Below are 23,300 nucleotides of genomic sequence, written 5' to 3' on the forward strand. Positions count from 1 at the left end.
CCCATGAAAATGGACTTTGATTTTATGGGGGTATAGCTCAGCTGGGAGAGCACCTGCCTTGCAAGCAGGGGGTCATGAGTTCGATTCTCATTATCTCCACCAAGGCTTTTTAGAAAAGCCTAAAAAATACCAGTTGACATGATAATTGAAACTGGTATAATAGGAACTCCGCAGTCAGTGTGGCAACACAAACAACTGCGAGGTTTGTACCTTGAGAACTGAATAATGTTATTCAAAGAATGCGTTTCAAACGAAAGTTTGAAATACGTTTTAAGAAGATGAGAAGACAAGAGATATATAATTAATTATGTATTTTCTGAAAAGTAATAAGGGTAACATGTGAAAAGGAGAAATCCTTTGAAACACGTAAAGCAGTTTACGTTGGAAACATGCAACTCTTAGGAAACTAACTCATTGATAGGTTAAGACAATCACTTTAAATCAATTACTATGTAATTGACATTGAGAATCTGATCAATCGAAGATATTCGATAAAAATTGATAGAAGCAAGCAGTACAAGGAAGGCGACCGACGAGAAGCGGAGTTTACGGTGGTAAATGAGCATCGCAGGAGGGAAGCCTGACACAGTAATGCGAAGCTTATAGCAATTTTAGAGGTCAAGCTACTAAGAGCATAGGGTGAATGCCTTGGCACCAGAAGGCGATGAAGGACGTGACAAGCTGCGAAAAGCTACGGAGAGGCGCAAATAGCCATCGACCCGTAGATATCCGAATGGGGAAACCCGGCCGAGTTAAACACTCGGTCATCGTAACATGAATACATAGTGTTACGAAGGCAGACGTTGGGAACTGAAACATCTAAGTACCAACAGGAGTAGAAATCAAAAAGAGATTCCGTAAGTAGTGGCGAGCGAAAGCGGAAGAGCCCAAACCAAAAGATAGCAATATCTTTCGGGGTTGTGGACTAGCATAATGATCCTCAAGACATAGCAGAATGAGCAGCTGGAAAGCTGAGACCATAGAGGGTAAAAGTCCCGTAAGCGAAATGTTAAGAGGCAGGCTAGTATCCAGAGTACCACGAGGCACGTGAAACCTCGTGGGAAGCAGGGTGGACCACCATCCAAGGCTAAATACTAACTGGTGACCGATAGTGAAGCAGTACCGTGAGGGAAAGGTGAAAAGAACCCCGGGAGGGGAGTGAAAGAGAACCTGAAACCCTATGTTTACAAGCAGTTGAAGAGCGTTAAAGCTCGACAGCGTACTTTTTGTAGAACGGTCCGGCGAGTTATTGTATGCAGCAAGGTTAAGTACTAAAGGTACGGAGCCGAAGGGAAACCGAGTGTTAAAAGCGCGTCAAGTTGCATGCTATAGACCCGAAACCGGGTGACCTACCCATGGACAGGTTGAAGCGGGAGTAAAATCTCGTGGAGGACCGAACCACATGACCGTTGAAAAGGTCTGGGATGAGCTGTGGGTGGCGGAGAAATTCCAATCGAACTCGGAGATAGCTGGTTCTCCCCGAAATAGCTTTAGGGCTAGCCTCAAGGGAAAATCAAACGGAGGTAGAGCACTGAATGGGCTAGGGGCCTTACCGGGTTACCGAACCCTATCAAACTCCGAATGCCGTAATGATGTTACTTGGGAGTCAGACTATGAGAGATAAGTCCCATGGTCAAAAGGGAAACAGCCCAGACCATCAGCTAAGGTCCCAAAATCACAGTTAAGTGGAAAAGGATGTGGGCTTGCTAAGACAACTAGGATGTTGGCTTAGAAGCAGCCACTCATTCAAAGAGTGCGTAATAGCTCACTAGTCGAGTGAGCCTGCGCCGAAAATTACCGGGGCTAAACTGTGTACCGAAGCTATGGATCAGCGTACATCCAATAGTATTGCTAAATAAATTAAGAAGCGATGAGGTAATTTCACGAAATGTAACATATCAAAAATGATTCAAAACATTTCGTCAAATTCCCACAGCTAAACTTGTGCCGTTAGCAGTAGTATTGGATGTACGAGGGTGGTAGGGGAGCTTACTGTTGTAGGTTGAAGCAAGATCGAAAGGACTTGTGGACGAAGCAGTAGTGAGAATGCCGGAATAAGTAGCGAGAGTAAAGTGAGAATCTTTACCGTCGAAAACCTAAGGTTTCCTGGGGAAGGTTCGTCCGCCCAGGGTAAGTCTGGACCTAAGCTGAGGCCGAAAGGCGTAAGTGATGGACAACAGGTTGAAATTCCTGTACTACCGTTAATCGATATGAGAGAGGTGGGGACGCAGGAGGATAAGTCAAGCGATCAGCTGGAAAAGATCGTGCAAGCGAGGTAGATAGTCCGGTAGGCAAATCCGCCGGATGTTTCGAAGACGTGATGCGGAGGGAAAACAAGTACCGAAGTGACAGATTCCACACTGACGAGAAAAACCACTATCCAGATTAAAGGTACCAGTACCGCAAACCGACACAGGTAGGTGAGGAGAGAATCCTAAGACGAGCGGGAGAAGCGTTGTTAAGGAACTCGGCAAATTGACCCCGTAAGTTAGCGAAAAGGGGTGCCTCAAGAGATTGAGGCCGCAGAGAATAGGCCCAAGCAACTGTTTATCAAAAACACAGGTCTCTGCTAAATCGAAAGATGAAGTATAGGGGCTGACGCCTGCCCGGTGCTGGAAGGTTACGGGAATTGCTTAGCGCAAGCGAAGGCATGAACTTAAGCCCCAGTAAACGGCGGCCGTAACTATAACGGTCCTAAGGTAGCGAAATTCCTTGTCAGGTAAGTTCTGACCCGCACGAATGGCGTAATGACTTGGGCACTGTCTCAACAACGTACCCGGCGAAATTGTAGTACTTGTGAAGATGCAAGTTACCCGCGACTAGACGGAAAGACCCCATGGAGCTTCACTGTAGCTTGATATTGGGTTTCGGTATTTTTTGTACAGGATAGGTGGGAGACTGAGAAGTGGTGGCGCCAGCCATCATGGAGTCGACGTTGGGATACCACTCTAAAAGTACTGGAACTCTAACCTGAGACCATAAGCTGGTCTAGGGACACTGTCAGGTGGGCAGTTTGACTGGGGCGGTCGCCTCCCAAAGAGTAACGGAGGCGTCCAAAGGTTACCTCAGCGCGGTTGGAAATCGCGCAACGAGTGCAAAGGCATAAGGTAGCCTGACTGCGAGAGAGACACCTCGAGCAGGTACGAAAGTAGGGCTTAGTGATCCGGTGGTATGAAAGTGGAATTGCCATCGCTCAACGGATAAAAGCTACCCTGGGGATAACAGGCTTATCTCCCCCAAGAGTCCACATCGACGGGGAGGTTTGGCACCTCGATGTCGGCTCATCGCATCCTGGAGCTGTAGCAGGTTCCAAGGGTTTGGCTGTTCGCCAATTAAAGCGGTACGCGAGCTGGGTTCAGAACGTCGTGAGACAGTTCGGTCCCTATCTGTCGCGGGCGCAGGATATTTGAGAGGATCTGTCCTTAGTACGAGAGGACCGGGATGGACGAACCTCTAGTGCACCAGTTGTCATACCAATGGCACAGCTGGGTAGCCAAGTTCGGCAGGGATAAACGCTGAAGGCATCTAAGCGTGAAACCCACCTCAAGATGAGATATCCCACTAGCAATAGGTAAGACCCCATGTAGACTACATGGTTGATAGGTCAGGAGTGTAAGCATAGTAATGTGTTAAGCTGACTGATACTAATAGGTCGAGGGTTTGACCCAAAGAAAACAGGTATTCAAAAGTAGAAGGTCTTAAAACTAGACAATGAGAGAGCTTCACATCTTCTTAAAAGGATAACATTAGTCAGTTCTGAAGGTACAAAAAGTATCTTAAAAAAGTTAATAAAATTGTCAGAAGCGAGTAGTACAAGAAAGATGAGTGATGAGGAGCGGAGTTTATACACATAAATGAGCACCACAAGAACGAAATCTGACGCAGTAATACGAAGCTTATCACAATTTTAAATCTTCTGGTGGAAATGACGAGATGGCCACACCCGTTCCCATACCGAACACGGCAGTTAAGCATCTCAGTGCCGATAATACTTGGCTGGAAACGGCCCGGGAAAGTAGGTCTCCGCCAGATTTATATTCCTCAATAGCTCAGTCGGTAGAGCATGCGGCTGTTAACCGCAGGGTCGTAGGTTCAAGTCCTACTTGAGGAGCCAAAAAGATCCTTTAAGGGTCTTTTTTTGTTACTTTAAATTAGTTCTTAAATATATCTCTTTTTAAATCGGGAGTTTCATTTTATTCTTAATTCGTAAAAACTGATAAAGCTGATAAGTTGAGAAAGAGTGTAAAGTTTTATTACCAAATATAATAAAACTTTTTTACATAATATTACAACATAACAAATTCTGCTTTATCTAATAATTAGACAGCACAAGGACATAGCAATCTAGTTATGTTGAAAAATTTGGATTTCTCTTTGACATTATCAAAAACATAATATACAATAAATGTAATAATTTGCCACATTCTTGTCTTAGAATTTCTATTTCCATTGGGCTCGATATTTGGTAAGTTCTGTACCCCTAAGCAAATAGGGCTTATTTACTTGTGACCACATGGGGATATTTGCTAAGGGAGATGTTTAAAAAGGGAGGGTAAGTATATTTAAAAGTCATAAATTCCCCTAATTGTATTTAACAAAATTTAAAACTTAAGGAGAAATTTTATGAAAACGATTTTGAGAACTATAGTATCAATTTTTATGGCAGTGGTATTAGTAAGTAGTTCATTGACTGCTTTTGCTGAAAGTGGTGATAATGCCAACACTGCAAATATTAATATCGCAGATGTAAACATAAAAAGCCATGTGAATATAGACTATAGTAAGCCAGCAATAAAATTAAAAGCAAATAAGGCATCAAAAGCAGCTTCCAGTGTGAGTGCCTATATGACATCAACCGTAGTTTCAAATACCGTATTTTTACAAAATAATCCAAGATTAATTCAAAACGGAATAATAACAGCTGAGAATAATACAAATTATGTTTACTTTACTGTAACGAAAGATACCTTTATTTGGGCTAAATTAGCTTCAAGTAATGCTGATTATACAATAAGTCTTTACAAAATTGATGATATAACGGGTCAAGCTTTACCTACGGATATTGTAGAGAGTTCAAACAACATAATAGCAAATAGTGGACTGGAACAGGGCGATTATTTATTTCTGATATCTTCTAAGGGTTCCGTAGGAGATAATTATGACTTGCAAATCAATGCTACTAATCCAGCAGGCGAGTTTAGCAGTATCAATGCAATTACTCCTTCTTTACAACAGTTGGTTATATCATATGCAAATCAAGAAGTTTATGCAAATGGAATATATGTTTTTAGTTGGGATACTGTAGCATCTAACAGTCATTTAAATTGGAGAAGGGATGTTATGACTGTGAAAGAGCTAGTTACTGAAACAAAGAAAATGATTTTAGAAAATGTTAAAGTTAGAACACTTTCCGCTCCTGTTACGTATAAATCACAATATGCATCTTCTGATAATGCAATATTGTTATATTTAAATGAAGGTACCACATATACATATTACGAAACAATTACTGAAAATTCCAATCCTTTAAACTATTCAAAATCTTTTGTGGATCCGAATGGGAGAATTACTCCTAGAGATCTTGACTCATCTGACTTTGTAAATGCCAATCACATTCTTGTGTTTGATTTAAATACAGGAAAGCCTATTGATTTCTTCAGTTCTCTTAATTATTTCTATAATGACAAAAGCATTGATAGGGAAGATTCACCAACAATAACTTATAATGAATGATAAATAAAACAATGTAAAATATTAAAGGCTTGCTTTTATTAAGATTTGTGTATAAAAGAAGCCTTTAATATTTTTATAAAAATGACTTTAACTCTTGAGGTAATTTATCCAATATAGTATTTTATATATAATAAAGGATTTTTCAAGGAGAATGAAAATGATTTTTTTGATATAGACGATACATTATTGGATCACAGTAAGTCTAAGTTTCTTGGTGTAAAAGTATTTTATAACAGATATAGACATGAAATTAATCTAGACAAATTTTATATGTTATGGAACCAAGCTTCTGAAAGTGGAGATAACATTTAAAGAGCAACGCTTTGAAAGAATTAAAGAAATATATAAAATTGAAGAAAAGAATGAAGTTATTTACCTAATATTACTACGATTAATAGTCTACGCCATTTAAAGTTTGTATTATAAAGCCTTTTAAGAAAAGCATTAGCAAATCTTTTTCCTTTCGAATAATCCTACAGATAAATTCTTTATTTGACAAAATAATCATTATATAGTAATATGTTACATATAATATTAACGACAAAGTATGCGATTATTTTTAAGTTTTAATACTTATACAGCAGAATTCATCATACTAAATATAATTCAATTATTTATTACACAATTCATACAAGTTGAAATAATACTACATAATGCAGACTAGCATTATTACGACTTTGTCATTCGTTTTTTATCAATAAATACGCTTTAAAATATTAATATTGATTTTTATATAACTCTTTAATCCTATGAATATCGGGATATATTAGGGTTATATTGCTAAACTCCGGCAGTATAAAGACTTTATAATCACAATTAAGATATGGGAGATGTATAAAGTATGAGCTTATACAATAGTCTGGTTGATTTGATTGTAGACAAACCTGCTAATAAAGGGATTACTTTTATTTCTGGTGAATGTAATGAGGTATTTATTTCATATAGTGATTTATATGAGAAAGCTCTCGGAATATTGTATAACCTTCAGAAAAACGGAATACACCGTGGAAACGAACTCGTATTTCAAATAAAAGATAATTATGAGTTTGTTTGCTGTTTCTGGGCATGTATACTGGGGGGAGTAATACCTGTTCCTGTAGCGGTGGGAAACAAAAGCGAACACAGACAGAAATTATTTAACATATGGGAAGTTTTAAATAACCCATACCTCTTAACAGATAAAGGAACAAATGTCCTGGAAAAATCTTTGGAAGACGGTATTGAGCAGGATAAAATACAAGAAATCACAGGAAAAACTGTTTTTATAGAAGATATAACAGAGGCCAACGGTACTGGAGAACTGTTTAAGTCAACTCCTGAGGATATCGCCTTTATACAATTCTCATCAGGTTCCACCGGAGACCCGAAAGGAGTAATACTTACTCACGGTAATTTGTTAACTAACGTTAGTGCAATACTTTCAGGTATATGTGTAACACAAAAAGACACTTCTCTTAGTTGGATGCCTTTAACTCATGACATGGGTTTAATCGGGTTTCATATAACACCTTTGGCAGCGGGTATAAATCAATATATTATGGATACTTCACTATTTATCCGTAATCCGATTCTATGGATTAAAAAGGCTAATGAACACAGGCTTACCATACTTTCATCACCTAATTTCGGATATAAGTATTTTCTTGAGTTTTATAAGGCTGAACGAGCTGAAAACTGGGATTTGTCCAATGTAAGAATAATTTTTAACGGTGCGGAGCCTATTTCCGTAGAACTTTGTAAAAAGTTTTTAGATGAGTTATCAGTATACGGATTAAAATCAAACGTTTTATTTAATGTATATGGAATGGCTGAAGCCAGTCTTGCAGTAACATTTCCTCCACATGGTGAGGAACTTGTGTCTATAAAACTTGATCGTGAATTCTTGTATATAGGACAAAGTATCAAGGAATTTGACGGGAACGATTGCATAAGTGCTATAGAGTTTGCAGATGTTGGCTATCCTGTAACAGACTGTAGTGTTAGGATTTGTGACAATAACGGTACAGTTCTGGGTGAAAATATAGTAGGTAATATCGAAATACAGGGTAATAATGTAACTTCGGGTTATTATAATAACAGGAATGCTACGTTAAAGGCATTTAGGAAAGATAACTGGCTAGATACCGGGGACCTGGGATTTTTCAGAAATGGAAGGCTGATTGTTACCGGGAGAGCAAAAGACGTTATTTTTGTAAACGGACAGAATTATTATGCTCATGATGTGGAACGGGTCTCGGAAGGTGTTGACGGTGTGGAGCTTGGTAAGGCGGCTGCATGTGGTTTGTTCAATAGAACTTCCCAAAAAGATGACATAATACTATTTATTGTTTATAAGAAAAAACCAGATAGTTTTGTTAAACTCGCATCTAACCTCAAAAAGCACATATATAAGCACATGGGGTTGGAGATAGAAAATGTAATTCCTGTTAAAAGCTTTCCCAAAACCACAAGCGGAAAAATTCAAAGGTACAAACTTGGGGAGATGTACCAAAATGGTGAATTTGACAAAGTAATTAGTGAGCTTAAAGAATTAACAAATATTGAACCGGTTGAAAATATTGGCAACATCGGGGATACCACCGAAGAAACCCTTAAAAATATTTGTTGTGATGTGTTAGGTATTAGAAGCATTGGGCTAACCGATAATCTTATTGAGCTGGGGGGAGATTCCTTAAAGTCAGCAATTCTGGCTTCAAGAATTCAAAAACATTTTAACGTTGAGATACCAATTGAAAAGCTATTTGAGTATGGTACTTTAAATGAGATTTTGTCATACATAAAAAAAGCTGATAATAAAAAATATCAAAGTATTGAACCTGTTTTTGAAAAACTCTACTATCCGGTGACACCTGCACAAAAAAGGGTCTTTTCTCTGGAAATGCTTGGTGGAGTAGGGACTAGTTATAATATTCCGGTCGTCATAATTATTGAGGGAGATATTGATTACAAAAGGCTTGAGAAAGTATTTAATGACTTAGTTCAGAGACACGAATCTTTAAGGACTTCATTTGAGGTCGTGGAAGGCCAAACTGTTCAAAAGATACATAGTAGTGTTAATTTTAGTATTGAAACAGATACTCTACAAGTTGGTTCAAATGAAAATGTTAATCACATAATAAATTCTTTAGCTGAAAAGTTTATCAGGCCATTTAATGTGTTTGAAGCTCCCCTTATGAGGGTGAAACTTGTAAAGATATCGGATAGGAAGCATACCCTATTTCTTGATATACACCATATTATATCCGACGGAACATCCATGGGTATTTTAATAAAAGATTTTGCAGGTTTATATAGAGGCGAAAAGTTGAATCCATTGAAAGTCCAATATAAGGACTATTCGCAATGGAGAAATGATTTTTCAGAGACAGATGTTTTGAAAATTCAGGAAAATTATTGGCTGGACAGATTTAAGGGAGAATTACCGTTATTGTCACTGCCACTGGATTACAACAGACCTGCAATTAAAGACTTTAATGGAGATTCCATAAGGTTTAGTATACAAAATAATCTTAAAGAGAAACTGAAAAAGCTCGGAGAAAAAAATGGTGCAAGCCTTTTTATGATTATTCTTGCGGCGTACAATGTGCTGCTTTCAAAGTATTCAGGACAGGAAGATATTGTTGTAGGGTCACCTGTAGCCGGTAGAAAGCATCCAGATGTATCAAATGTTGTAGGTATGTTTGTAAACACTTTACCATTAAGAAATTTTCCTGTAGGAGATAAAACTTTTTTATATTTCCTTGAAGAAGTAAAAAAAGACGCATTAAAAGCTTTTGAGTATCAGGACTATCAATTCGATCAGTTGGTAGAAAAGTTGGACAAAAGAAGGGATATCAGCAGAAATCCTCTTTTTGATACAATGCTCGTAATGCAAAATATGGACATACCGGAGTTTGAAATTGATGATTTATGCTTTAATCAATATTACATAAACAGCAAGTCGTCCAAGTTTGATTTGACATTGGAAGCAGTAGAAAACTGCAACGATATAGCATTCAATCTGGAGTACTGTACATCACTATTTAAAAAAGAAACCATGGAGAGGTTGGCACTCCATTTTAAAAACATACTTGAGAGAATTGCAGAAAACCCTCAAATACAGATTTCACAGATAGAAATGCTGACTACACAGGAAAAAAGTCAGATACTATTTGATTTTAATAACACAGAATATGAATATCCAATAGAAAAAACCATTTCCAGGGTTTTTGAGGAGCAGGCAGAAAAAACCCCTGATAATATTGCGGTAATGTTTGGGGATGAAAAGCTTAGCTACAGAGAGCTTAACCAACGTGCCAACTCTCTGGCAAGAGTATTGAGAAAGCAGGGAGTGAAGGGAGATAGCATAGTTGCGGTAATGCTTGACCGCTCCCTTGAAATGATAACGGGTATACTTGCGGTACTAAAGGCAGGGGGAGCCTATCTGCCTGTGAGCCCGGACTATCCCGAGGAAAGGGTAAGGTATATTTTAAAGGACAGCGGTACAAGCATACTGCTAACAAATAGAGACGCTGTCGGAAGATGGACACCAGAGGTTATTGCTGCTTTAGAGGTCACGGTAATGAATCTGGATGACAGTGTACTATACGAAGGCGATAGCTCAAACCTCGAAAAAATAAATACCTCCCGTAACCTCGCATATATAATCTATACCTCCGGCTCTACAGGAAAGCCGAAGGGTGCCATGATTGAGCATTACTCGGTTATAAACAGGATAAACTGGATGCAGAGAAAGTATCCGATTGGGAATGCGGACGTAATACTGCAAAAAACAACCTATACCTTTGATGTATCTGTATGGGAGTTGTTCTGGTGGTTTTTTGCAGGGGCAAAAGTGTATTTTCTGGCACCTGGAGGAGAAAAAGATCCGGGAGCCATAACAGATGCAATAGAAAAGCAAGGTGTTACTACAATGCACTTTGTTCCGTCAATGTTAAACATGTTCCTTGAATATATGGAAAACGGAAAATCAGAGGATAAAATTTCAAGCCTGAAACAGGTATTTGCCAGCGGGGAGGCCCTACAGGTAAAACAGGTACAGAGATTTAACCAACTGGTAGGCAGCAGATACGGAACAAAGCTTATAAATCTGTACGGCCCTACCGAAGCAACCGTGGATGTGTCCTACTTTGATTGCCCGCAAGGAACGGATATTGACCTTGTACCAATCGGAAAGCCAATAGACAATATACAGCTCTATGTGGTGGACAAGTACAATAACATGCAGCCTGTGGGGATACCGGGTGAATTGTGTATATCAGGTGACGGCTTGGCAAGAGGGTATCTCAACAGGCCTGAGCTGACGGCAGAGAAATTTGTACACAATCCCTTTGCAGGTGAGAACGCCGCTAACATTCTCATGTACAGAACCGGGGATTTGGCAAGGTGGCTGCCCGATGGGAATATAGAATATCTGGGTAGAATAGATCATCAGGTTAAAATAAGAGGGTTCAGGATTGAGCTGGAAGAGATTGAAGAAAAACTTTTAAAACATGAAAACATAAAAGAGGTTGTGGTTGCAGCAAGGACAGAAAAAGAGGGCAGCAGCTACCTGTGTGCATATTTGATAGCAGACAGGGACATTGCACCGGGAGAATTAAGAGAATATCTGACTAGGAGCCTCCCGGAATATATGGTTCCGTCGTATTTTGTAAGGCTGGAAAAGATGCCACTTTCCCAGAACGGAAAAGTGGACAGAAAGGCTCTGCCAGAGCCTGAATTAAGCATAAATAGGAATATGGAGTATGTTGAGCCCTCTTGTAAAGAAGAACATATAATGGCTAAAGTATGGGGAAAAGTTCTTGGGTTAGCCAAAGTTGGTATTAATGATGATTTTTTTGAACTTGGGGGAGATTCCATTAAAGCAATACAGATTGTTTCTCTACTTGCCGGGGAAGGTTTAAATATAGAGGTAAAAGATATCCTTGTACATCGTACTATTTCAAAAGTTATTTTAAATGCTGATGATATGCAAAAATCCAATAATTATGGACAAGGGTTTATTGAAGGAAGCTTTGGTTTTACTCCTGTAGTTAAATGGTTTTTTAACAAAAGGTTTAATAATCTCAATTACTTTAATCAATCCATTTTGCTAGAACTTAAAAAGCCCATAGATATTCAAAAACTTAAAATGGCTTTGGTAAAAATAATAGAACACCATGACGCATTGAGGGTTAACTACTCCCACGATAGACACGAATTTTTCTTTAATAATGGGGAAATAACCAAAGATTTTGATATTAAAACCTTTAATATTGCCGGATTACCACCGCAAAATCAGGAAAATGAATTGATTAAAATAGGTATGGAATTAAAGTCGGGATTTGATATAAAAGATGGATTACTTATTAAAGCTGCTATTATTCATTTCGAAGACAATGACAAGCTGTTTATAACAATCCATCATTTAGCGGTTGACGGAGTTTCATGGAGGATTATTCTGGGGGATTTATTTTCGGCATATGAGGCAATTGAGAATGGTCGGGAAGTTATTATGCCTAATAAGACAGCATCCTTAAAGGATTGGTATGAAAAGCTGTTAAGTATAAAAGACAGTGATAAGCTAATTTTAGAAAAAGGATTTTGGGAGAAATATGCTGATTTCAGATTTGAGCTTCCTAAGGATGCTGACACAGAAGACTGGAGTATTGCTTCAGGATATTTTGTAAAAGGATATCTTGACAAAGGAAAAACTGAAAAACTTTTAAATGATGCGAATAAAGCTTACAACACTTCGGTTGAAGACCTTCTTGTTACAGCACTTGCAAAAACTGTAAAAGAGTGGACTGGCTTGTGTGAAATAGTAATTGAGATGGAGAATAACGGCCGAAATATAGAAGGAATAAATGTTTCAAGAACAGTTGGCTGGTTTACCGCAATTTATCCTCTGAAAATTTCTATAAGTAGCGCAGATACGGGAGACCAGATAAAACAGATAAAAGAAAGCATAAGGGAAGTTCCTCAAAACGGAGTAGGCTACGGAATATTAAAATACTTAACCGATGAGGATAATGAAATAGATGAAAGAATGACGGAACTTAGATTTAATTATCTTGGACGATTTGATAAAGAGTCTGATAACGATATATTTTCTTATTCACATTTGACAACGGGAAGTGAATCATGCCTCACCAATACAATGACAGCAAGGCTGGAGATTAATTGTATGGTGATAAATGACATGTTTGAAATTGAAATATTCTACAACGAAAAAGCATATAAGGAAGAAACCATGTCCGGCTTTAGGGACAGATATCTGAGAAATCTTGAAAATATCATAAGCTACACTGTTGGCAGTGATGATGTTTATTTTACACCATCTGATTTTGAAACACTTGATATGAATCAGGAAGAGCTTGATTCACTGTTTGAGTAGCACTACTGGTTTGCCAAATTAAACTGGGGGTTTTTACATGAACAATAAGAAGCTTGATAAGAAAAACATTGAGGATATTCTTGCATTGACTCCAATGCAGGAGGGGATTCTTTTTCATTACATTAGTAATCCCAAAAGTAGGCAATATTTTGAACAACTAAGCTTGAGGCTAAACGGACCGTTTGATTTGGAGGTACTTCAAAAGACTTGGAACTTTGTAGCTGAAAACAACGAAATCCTGAGAACTTTTTTTCGGTGGGATAAGCTTGAGAAACCTGTCCAAATTGTTTTAAGAAATTACGAAATCCCGGTTAGATATTATGACATTTCTATGATAGATAAGAATATAAAAATTAAAAATCTTGAAGAAATAAAATTAAAGGATCGGGAAGAAAGTCTGAATATAAGTAAAGAACCTTTCAGGATAACATTTTGCAAGCTTGAAGTTGATAATTTTGAGATGATAATTTCAAATCATCATATACTTTATGATGGCTGGAGCAATGCTATTCTGCTTAAGGAGTTTTTTCACGCCTATCAAGCCATTTTTCAGGGTGAGAATCCAGTGAGGCCTGTCAAAAACAGGTATAGGGAATTTGTAAAATGGCAGAAAAATCATGAAACAGATTCACATAAAAAGTTTTGGACGGAGTATCTGCAAGATTTTGAAAATAAAACGGTGCTACCATGTGATAAAAGGAACCATGAAAATGCTGAAAAAGGTGAAGTTTTTACACTGAGCCTTTCCGAGAGTAATTCGGAGGGGATAAAAAACTTTGCCAGAGAGCATAGATTAGCTTTAGCATCAGTTCTTTATGCTGCATGGGGAATAATGCTACTAAGATTTAGTGATACTGATGATGTGATTTTTGGAACAACAGTGTCGGGTAGAACGGCTAAAATAAAAGACATCGAGGACATAGCAGGACTTTTTATAAATACTCCGCCTTTAAGAATAAGGTTAAGAAATGGTGAAAATGTACTTGAATTTCTTAACGGGGTAGAGAATTCCATAAGAGAACGTGGCTTATTTGAAAACACATCACTCACCAAAATCAAAGAATACAGTTCCTTGGGGGGAAACGATGCACTATTTGATTCAATTATGGTAATCGAAAATTACCCTCTGGATAAACAACTGGGCAATGAAAACAGGTTTATCAGAATTGACGATTTTTCAATTTTTGAAATGACAAATTTTGATATAGCTATTGCGGTTTCAGTATTTGAAAATCTAGAAATAAAGTTTATTTATAACGGAAATAAATTTTACTCCAATACCATAAAAAGATTGGCGGAGTATTTTCAAAATATAGTCGAACAAATAATTAACAATCCACTGTGCAGGGTATCAGATATTGAAATTTTAACGTGCGATCAACGGAACTGGCTAATAAACAGTTATAACGATACAGCTACTTTATATCCTCGTGAAAAGACATTAAGTCAATTGTTTGAAGAACAGGTCAGAATGGTGCCTGAAAACACTGCTCTTGTATTTGGTGAAAATAAAATGACTTATAGAGAACTAAACGAAAAAGCAAACAAATTTGCAAATTTCCTAAGGAACAAAGGGGTAGGAAAAGAAAGTATAGTTGGTTTGCTGTTGGAACGTTCTTTTGATATGATAAAGGCCATTTTAGGTATTTTAAAGGCAGGAGGAGCTTATCTTCCAATCGACCCGGAGTACCCTTGTGAAAGGGTTGTATCAATAATAAATGACTCTGGTACAAAAGTGCTTGTTACTCAAAAAGAAATTTATGAAAAGATTTGTCTTTCAGAACATTTTAACGATTCTTCAATAGAAATGCTCCTTATGAACGGAACAGATACGGAGTTTGAAAATGAGAACCCGGAAAATCTTGAGAGTATAAGTACTTCAGATAATTCTGCTTATGTTATGTATACTTCAGGTTCCACAGGTTTACCTAAAGGAACTCTTACAATGCATCACAATATAAGTAGAGTTGTGAAGGATACAAATTATATTGATATTACTGATAAAGATACACTGCTACAGTTGTCAAACTATGCATTTGACGGCTCCACTTTTGATATTTTCGGAGCGTTGTTGAATGGAGCTAAACTGGTCCTGGTAAGCAAAAAATCGCTTTTGGATATGGAAGAACTGTCTAAAATCATAAGACAGCAGAATATATCTGTTTTTTTTGTAACAACAGCCTTGTTTAATACACTGGTTGATGTTAATATTGAATGCTTTAAAAATGTCAGGAAAGTACTTTTTGGAGGAGAAAGAGTATCTGTACCCCATGTCAGGAAAGCATTTGGATACATGGGACCCGGAAGGATAATACATGTTTATGGGCCTACCGAAAGTACTGTTTTTGCATCGTTTCATCCAATAGACAAAGTAGGCAGTGAAGCAATTACTATTCCTATAGGAAAACAACTTGCAAATACAAGACTGTATATTGTTGATAAAAACAATAAGCTCCAGCCTTTTGGTGCCCAAGGTGAATTATGTATAGCTGGGGATGGATTGGCTAGGGGATACCTGAATCGCCCCGAATTAACAGCTGAGAAGTTTGTACCTGATCCGTTTTGGAGTGGAAGTGGCCAAGGTAAGCAGGAACTGATGTACAAAACCGGAGACCTTGTAAAATGGCTGCCGGATGGAAGCATTGAATTTCTGGATAGAATAGACACACAGGTGAAGCTGAGAGGGTTCAGAATTGAACTGGGAGAAATTGAGGCATGTCTACTGCAGTATAATGGCATTAAAGAAGCAGTGGTACTAGCTAAAGAAGATAAAAATGGGAATAAATTTCTCTGCGCCTACTATACCTCAAGGACTGAAATCGGATTGTCGGAGTTAAGGGAGTATTTGAGTGGGAAGCTTCCTGTCTATATGGTGCCAGCTTGTTTTGTAAGAATGGAGATTGTGCCGTTAAATTCTAACGGAAAAATAGATAAGAAAAAACTCCCAGAGCCTTATTTGGAAGAAAAAGAATATGTTCCTCCAGAAGGTGGAACAGAGGTTAAATTAGCCGGGTTGTGGAAGGATGTTCTTGGAGTTGAGACAGTAGGTGCAAATGACAATTTCTTTGAATTGGGAGGCCACTCTCTAAAAGCTACTGTTCTGGCTGCACGAATACATAAAGAGTTCAATAAATCAGTACCTTTGGAAAAAGTACTCAATACCCGGGATTTAAGGGAGTTGGCCGGGTATTTGGAGGATGCAGAGGAAAAAGTATACTCAAGGATAAAACCTGTAAATGAGGATGAGGCTTATATTAATGCAGCTTATCCTGAGGGAGTTTACCCTTCATCCGCATCACAGCAGAGAATGTATGTTCAACAGCAATTTGAAGGAATTGGTACAAGCTATAACATGCCATTGGCAATGAATGTAGAAGGTGAACTTGACATTTCCAAAGTAGAAGAGACTCTTAAAACTTTGATAATGAGACATGAACCTTTCAGGACATCATTTGAAATATATAATGGTGAAGTAGTTCAAAGGATTCATAAAGAAATTGACTTTAAAGTTACATATTTAACTAAAAGTAGGGACAAGATTCTGAGAGAATTAATAAAGCCTTTTGACCTTGGTAAGGCACCATTAATAAGAGCGACTGTGTTGAATACAGGAGACAAAAAACATATTTTCCTTCTTGATATGCATCACATAATATCTGATGGAATTTCCATAACAGTTCTGGTAGGGGAATTTGAACAGATTTATAAGGGTTTAAAAATTGCTGAACCTGAAATTCAGTACAAGGATTTTTCATATTGGCACAATAATTTTCTTGAAAGTAAAGTAATTAAAAAACAGAAAGAATACTGGCGGAATGTACTTGAAGGTATAGATTCAACAATTAATATGCCTTCGGATTATTCCAGATCTGACAGCAGAACCTTTTACGGAGATAGTGTTTCGTTCAATCTGGATTCTGCAATTTGTGAATCTCTTAACTTACTTTCACATAAATACGGAGTAACCATAAATGTGCTGCTTTTGGCTCTTTATACCACTTTGTTATATAGGTACACCGGGCAGCAGGATATTGCAGTAGGATCCTTAGTTGCCGGAAGAAACCATCCTGATGTTGAAGGCATGATTGGCATGTTTAATAATTTTCTTCCCATAAGAAGCAGAATTGAGCCATCCGGTACCTTTACAGAATTTATAGGCAGTGTAAATGATACAGTAATGAAAGCTTATGAAAACCAAGATTATCCATACGACAGGATGGTTGAGAATTTTGCAGGAAGAACGGATATAACAAGAAATCCCCTTTTTGATACAATGCTGATACTGCATAATGAACTTCACCAAGAGATTGTCCCCAGAATAGACGGACTCTTATTTGAAATATATGATTTGAATTCATTTACTTCAAAGCTGGATTTTAAGCTGGACGTTTACATGGGTAAATCAAATATTATGAATTGTGTTCTGGAGTACAATACCGGAATCTTTAAGAAAGAAACAATGGAGAGGTTTGTACGTCATTTTATTAATATTGTTGATGAAATTGTTACAAACCCTGGTAAAAAAATATGTGAGATAGGAATGCTGACTTCACAGGAAAAGAGTCAGATACTATTTGATTTTAATAACACAGAATATGAATATCCAATAGAAAAAACCATTTCCAGGGTTTTTGAGGAACAAGCAGAAAAAACCCCTGATAATATTGCGGTAATGTTTGGGGATGAAAAGCTTACCTACAGAGAGCTTAACCAACGTGCCAACTCTCTGGCAAGAGTATTGAGAGAGCGGGGAGTGAAGGGGGACAGCATAGTTGCGGTAATGCTTGACCGTTCCCTTGAAATGATAACGGGTATACTTGCGGTATTAAAGGCAGGAGGAGCCTATCTGCCTGTGAGCCCGGACTATCCCGAAGAAAGGGTAAGGTATATTTTAAAGGACAGCGGTACAAGCATACTGCTAACAAATAGAGACGCTGTCGGAAGATGGACACCGGAGGTTATTGCTGCTTTAGAGGTCAAGGTAATGAATCTGGATGACAGTGTACTATACGAAGGCGATAGCTCAAACCTCGAAAAAATAAATACCTCCCGTAACCTCGCATATATAATCTATACCTCCGGCTCTACAGGAAAGCCGAAGGGTGCCATGATTGAGCATTACTCGGTTATAAACAGGATAAGCTGGATGCAGAGAAAGTATCCGATTGGGAATGAGGATGTAATACTGCAAAAAACAACCTATACCTTTGATGTATCTGTATGGGAGCTGTTCTGGTGGTTTTTTGCAGGGGCAAAAGTGTATTTTCTGGCACCTGGAGGAGAAAAAGATCCGGGAGCCATAACAGATGCAATAGAAAAGCAAGGTGTTACTACAATGCACTTTGTTCCGTCAATGTTAAACATGTTCCTTGAATATATGGAAAACGGAAAATCAGAGGATAAAATTTCAAGCCTGAAACAGGTATTTGCCAGCGGGGAGGCCCTACAGGTAAAACAGGTACAGAGATTTAACCAACTGGTAGGCAGCAGATACGGAACAAAGCTTATAAATCTGTACGGCCCTACCGAAGCAACCGTGGATGTGTCCTACTTTGATTGCCCGCAAGGAACGGATATTGACCTTGTACCAATCGGAAAGCCAATAGACAATATACAGCTCTATGTGGTGGACAAGTACAACAACATGCAGCCTGTGGGAATACCGGGTGAATTGTGTATATCAGGTGACGGCTTGGCAAGAGGGTATCTCAACAGGCCTGAGCTGACGGCAGAGAAATTTGTACACAATCCCTTTGCAGGTGAGAACGCCGCTAACATTCTCATGTACAGAACCGGGGATTTGGCAAGGTGGCTCCCCGATGGGAATATAGAATATCTGGGTAGAATAGACCATCAGGTTAAAATCAGAGGCTTCAGGATTGAGCTGGGAGAGATTGAAGAAGAACTTTTAAAACATGAGAACATAAAAGAGGTTGTGGTTGCAGCAAGGACAGAAAAAGAGGGCAGCAGCTACCTGTGTGCATATTTGATAGCAGACAGGGACATTGCACCGGGAGAATTAAGAGAATATCTGACTAGGAACCTCCCGGAATATATGGTTCCGTCGTATTTTGTAAGACTGGAAAAGATGCCACTTTCCCAGAACGGAAAAGTGGACAGAAAAGCTCTGCCGGAGCCTCAATTCAGTGTAAATACAGGCACAGAATATGTTGAGCCTGCCAATGAAGACGAAAGAAAAATGGTAAAGCTGTGGCAGGAAGTTCTGGACATTGATAGGATTGGCATTAATGACAATTTCTTTGAAATGGGAGGACATTCCTTAAAGGCGGCTGTACTGGTTTCCAAGATACAGAAGGAATTTAGCGTTGAAATATCTTTGAGTGAAATATTTAAAGCTTCTACTGTTAAGGAAATTACGTCACGACTGAAAGCTTTGAAAGGAAGCATTTATTCATCAATTTTACATGTTGATGAAACGGAATATCTGGATACTAAATATGGTTCATATGTTTATCCGGTATCGTCAGCGCAAAAGCGTTTATTTATTCTGGAACAGATGGGCGGTTTGGGTACAACATATAATTTACCCGGAGTTATACAGGTAGAGGGTAAAATTGATATAGAGGCCTTTGAAAATGCATTCATAAAGCTCATTGAAAGACATGAAACATTAAGAACCTCTTTTAAATTATTTGATGGTAAACCTTTTCAAATAGTTCAAAAAAGTGTTGATTTCAAGCTTGGATACAAAGAACAGGGCAACACAGGCATTGATGAGATAATTCGGATGTTTATAAGAGTATTTGAGTTGGGCACAGCACCATTATTCCGTGCAGAGCTTGTAAAGCTGAACAACGAAACCCACTTATTAATGTTCGATATGCACCACATAATTTCTGATGGTGTGTCCTCTGTAATTCTTGTAAAAGAATTTATTGATATTTACAGAGGTGCAAATTTGCCTGAATTAAGGGTACAGTACCGGGACTACGCCTTGTGGCAGAACAAAGCACTGGAATCTGAAATCCTTGAAAAGCAGCAGAAATACTGGCTTGATGTGTTTTCAGGTGAACTGCCTGTTCTTAATATGCCGCTGGATTATCCCAGACCTTCTATACAGTCTTATGAGGGTGACAGGATAACGTTTACTATTTCAAAAAAATTGGCGGACACTTTAAAGGATATTACTTTAAAAACGGGCTCAACTCTTTATATGGTACTACTTTGCGCATATAATATCCTGCTTAATAAATATACGGGACAGGAAGATATTATAGTAGGTTCTCCTACTGCCGGCAGACCTCATGCAGATCTTGAAAATCTGGCGGGTATGTTTGTAAATACACTTGCCCTCAGAAATTTCCCAAAGGGTGATAAAACATTTATTGATTTTTTGGAAGAAGTTAAGAAAAATGTTGTAACTGCACTGGAAAATCAGGATTACCAGTTTGAAAGTCTTATAGAAAATCTAAAACTGAAAAGGGATTTGAGCAGAAATTCTTTGTTTGACACATTGTTTGTACTTCAAAACATGGGAATGCCTGAAACAGATGTGAATGGTTTAAAATTTACACCATATAAGTTTGGAAACAGGGTCTCCAAGTTTGATTTGACCCTTGAGGCTGTAGAAAGCAGTGAGGGCATAACATTCAATCTGGAATATTGCACAGCTCTCTTTAAAAGAGAAACTATTGAGAGCTTGTTGCTCCATTTTCAAAAAATACTTGAGAGCATAGCTGAAAACCCTCAAATACTGATTTCACAGATAGAAATGCTGACTACACAGGAAAAAAGTCAGATATTATTTGATTTTAATAATACGGTTTATGAATATCCAAGGGACAAAACAATATCCTGTATTTTTGAGGAACAAGCAGAAAAAACCCCTGATAATATTGCGGTAATATTTGGGGATGAAAAGCTTACCTATAGAGAACTTAACCAACGTGCCAACTCTCTGGCAAGAGTATTGAGAAAGCAGGGAGTGAAGGGGGACAGCATAGTTGCGGTAATGCTTGACCGCTCCCTTGAAATGATAACGGGTATACTTGCGGTACTAAAGGCAGGGGGAGCCTATCTGCCTGTGAGCCCGGACTATCCCGAGGAAAGGGTAAGGTATATTTTAAAGGACAGTGGTACAAGCATACTGCTAACAAATAGAGACGCTGTCGGAAGATGGACACCAGAGGTTATTGCTTCTTTAGAGGTCACGGTAATGAATCTGAATGACAGTGTACTATACGAAGGCGATAGGTCAAACCTCGAAAAAATAAATACCTCCCGAAATCTTGCATATATAATCTATACCTCCGGCTCCACAGGAAAGCCGAAGGGTGCCATGATAGAGCATTACTCGGTTATAAACCGGATAAACTGGATGCAGAGAAAGTATCCGATTGGGAATGAGGATGTAATACTGCAAAAAACAACCTATACCTTTGATGTATCTGTATGGGAGCTGTTCTGGTGGTTTTTTGCAGGGGCAAAAGTGTATTTTCTGGTACCGGGAGGAGAAAAAGATCCGGGTGCCATAACAGATGCAATAGAAAAGCAGGGTGTTACTACAATGCACTTTGTTCCGTCAATGTTAAACATGTTCCTTGAATATATGGAAAACGGAAAATCAGCGGATAAAATTTCAAGCCTGAAACAGGTATTTGCCAGCGGGGAGGCCTTACAGGTAAAACAGGTACAGAGATTTAACCAACTGGTAGGCAGCAGATACGGAACAAAGCTTATAAATCTGTATGGCCCTACCGAAGCAACCGTGGATGTGTCCTACTTTGATTGCCCGCAAGGAACGGATATTGACCTTGTACCAATCGGAAAGCCAATAGACAATATACAGCTCTATGTGGTGGACAAGTACAACAACATGCAGCCTGTGGGAATACCGGGTGAATTGTGTATATCAGGTGACGGCTTGGCAAGAGGGTATCTCAACAGGCCTGAACTGACGGCAGAGAAATTTGTACACAATCCCTTTGCAGGGAAAGACGCTTCTGCAAACAGTCTTATGTACAGAACCGGGGATTTGGCAAGGTGGCTGCCCGATGGGAATATAGAATATCTGGGTAGAATAGACCATCAGGTTAAAATCAGAGGCTTCAGGATTGAGCTGGGAGAGATTGAAGAAGAACTTTTAAAACATGAGAACATAAAAGAGGTTGTGGTTGCAGCAAGGACAGAAAAAGAGGGCAGCAGCTACCTGTGTGCATATTTGATAGCAGACAGGGACATTGCACCGGGAGAATTAAGAGAATATCTGACTAGGAGCCTCCCGGAATATATGGTTCCGTCGTATTTTGTAAGGCTGGAAAAGATGCCACTTTCCCAGAACGGAAAAGTGGACAGAAAAGCTCTGCCGGAGCCTCAATTCAGTGTAAATACAGGCACAGAGTATATTGAACCAATAGGAAAAACTGAAAAAATACTGGCGGATATCTGGAGGCAGATTTTAAAAATTGAACGTGTTGGTACAACAGACAATTTTTTTGATCTGGGAGGTACATCCCTTACCTTGATTCAGGTACATTCTAAAATAGAAGAAAAATATCCGGGTAAAGTAAAGATTACTGATATTTTTTCAAACCCTACAATTTCAAAGCTGTCAGCTTTTATAGAAATAGGGGAGGAAAATTCTACTAAAGATATTAGTCTTGAATTTCTTGAATTTCCACAACAATATTTCTTGAAAGAAGGTGGAGACTATGGCTCTGTGTTCAAGTTCCGGTTAAACAATGATGTTTTAAGAGGTTTTGAAAAAACAGATGTCCTGATTTGTGCTTTTGTTTATTTGCTTGGTCAGATAACACAAAAAGTCGAAATAACCATACAGACTATGGTTGATGATTGTGACAGAGTATATCCTATTAGCTTGGATTTAAAGGAAGCAGGCAGCTTCGGAGAGTTATGCGAGATGGTATACCATCAGAGAAGTTGTGGAAAGTCATCAGGGTATGATTTAAAGGATTTAAGAGAAGAAAGCATTGAAAATAAAAGTAATTTTTCAATTTTGCCGGTATTCTACAAGAAAAACTTGCTATCAACTCCACAAAATTTGACCGGAGTTTATGATATCGCTCTTGGTGTAAGTGAGGAAAACGAACAAACCGTTTTCATATGTGAATACAACTCTACAAGGCTCAGGGGGGATAAAATAAAAGAACTTACAGGTAAGTATCTAAAAGTAGTGCAGTTCATTACAAGTAATAAATAATTGGAGGTAAGG

At 38.4% G+C, this 23,300-nt stretch carries 3 protein-coding genes, 2 tRNA genes and 2 rRNA genes; all 7 read left to right on the forward strand.

Annotated elements, in window-relative coordinates; all coding sequences use genetic code 11:
* Window positions 1–26 precede the first annotated feature (26 nt).
* Window positions 27–102 (forward strand) — tRNA-Ala (locus tag CLO1100_RS06300).
* Window positions 103–616: 514 nt separating this feature from the next.
* Window positions 617–3,668 (forward strand): 23S ribosomal RNA (locus tag CLO1100_RS06305).
* 247 nt (window positions 3,669–3,915) lie between these two features.
* Window positions 3,916–4,032, forward strand: a 5S ribosomal RNA gene (gene rrf / locus CLO1100_RS06310).
* Between the two features lie 6 nt (window positions 4,033–4,038).
* Window positions 4,039–4,114, forward strand: a tRNA-Asn gene (locus tag CLO1100_RS06315).
* Between the two features lie 509 nt (window positions 4,115–4,623).
* Window positions 4,624–5,733, forward strand: a complete 1,110-nt coding sequence (locus CLO1100_RS06320) for a hypothetical protein (RefSeq protein ID WP_014312920.1) — start codon at window positions 4,624–4,626, stop codon at window positions 5,731–5,733.
* Window positions 5,734–6,574: 841 nt separating this feature from the next.
* Complete coding sequence (locus tag CLO1100_RS06325) at window positions 6,575–13,108, forward strand: non-ribosomal peptide synthetase (RefSeq protein ID WP_014312921.1); 6,534 nt, start codon at window positions 6,575–6,577, stop codon at window positions 13,106–13,108.
* A gap of 37 nt (window positions 13,109–13,145) precedes the next feature.
* Window positions 13,146–23,288 (forward strand): non-ribosomal peptide synthetase, encoded by a 10,143-nt coding sequence (locus CLO1100_RS06330; protein ID WP_014312922.1) that lies wholly within the window; start codon window positions 13,146–13,148, stop codon window positions 23,286–23,288.
* The last annotated feature ends 12 nt before the right edge of the window (window positions 23,289–23,300 follow it).

It is taken from the genome of Clostridium sp. BNL1100 (assembly GCF_000244875.1).
Classification (GTDB): Bacteria; Bacillota; Clostridia; order Acetivibrionales; family DSM-1351; genus Ruminiclostridium.

Excerpts from the sequence above, each read along its gene's own strand:
- CLO1100_RS06320 (WP_014312920.1), top strand. The coding sequence starts at position 4,624 with ATGAAAACGATTTTGAGAACTATAGTATCAATTTTTATGGCAGTGGTA.
- CLO1100_RS06325 (WP_014312921.1), top strand. The coding sequence starts at position 6,575 with ATGAGCTTATACAATAGTCTGGTTGATTTGATTGTAGACAAACCTGCT.
- CLO1100_RS06330 (WP_014312922.1), top strand. The coding sequence starts at position 13,146 with ATGAACAATAAGAAGCTTGATAAGAAAAACATTGAGGATATTCTTGCA.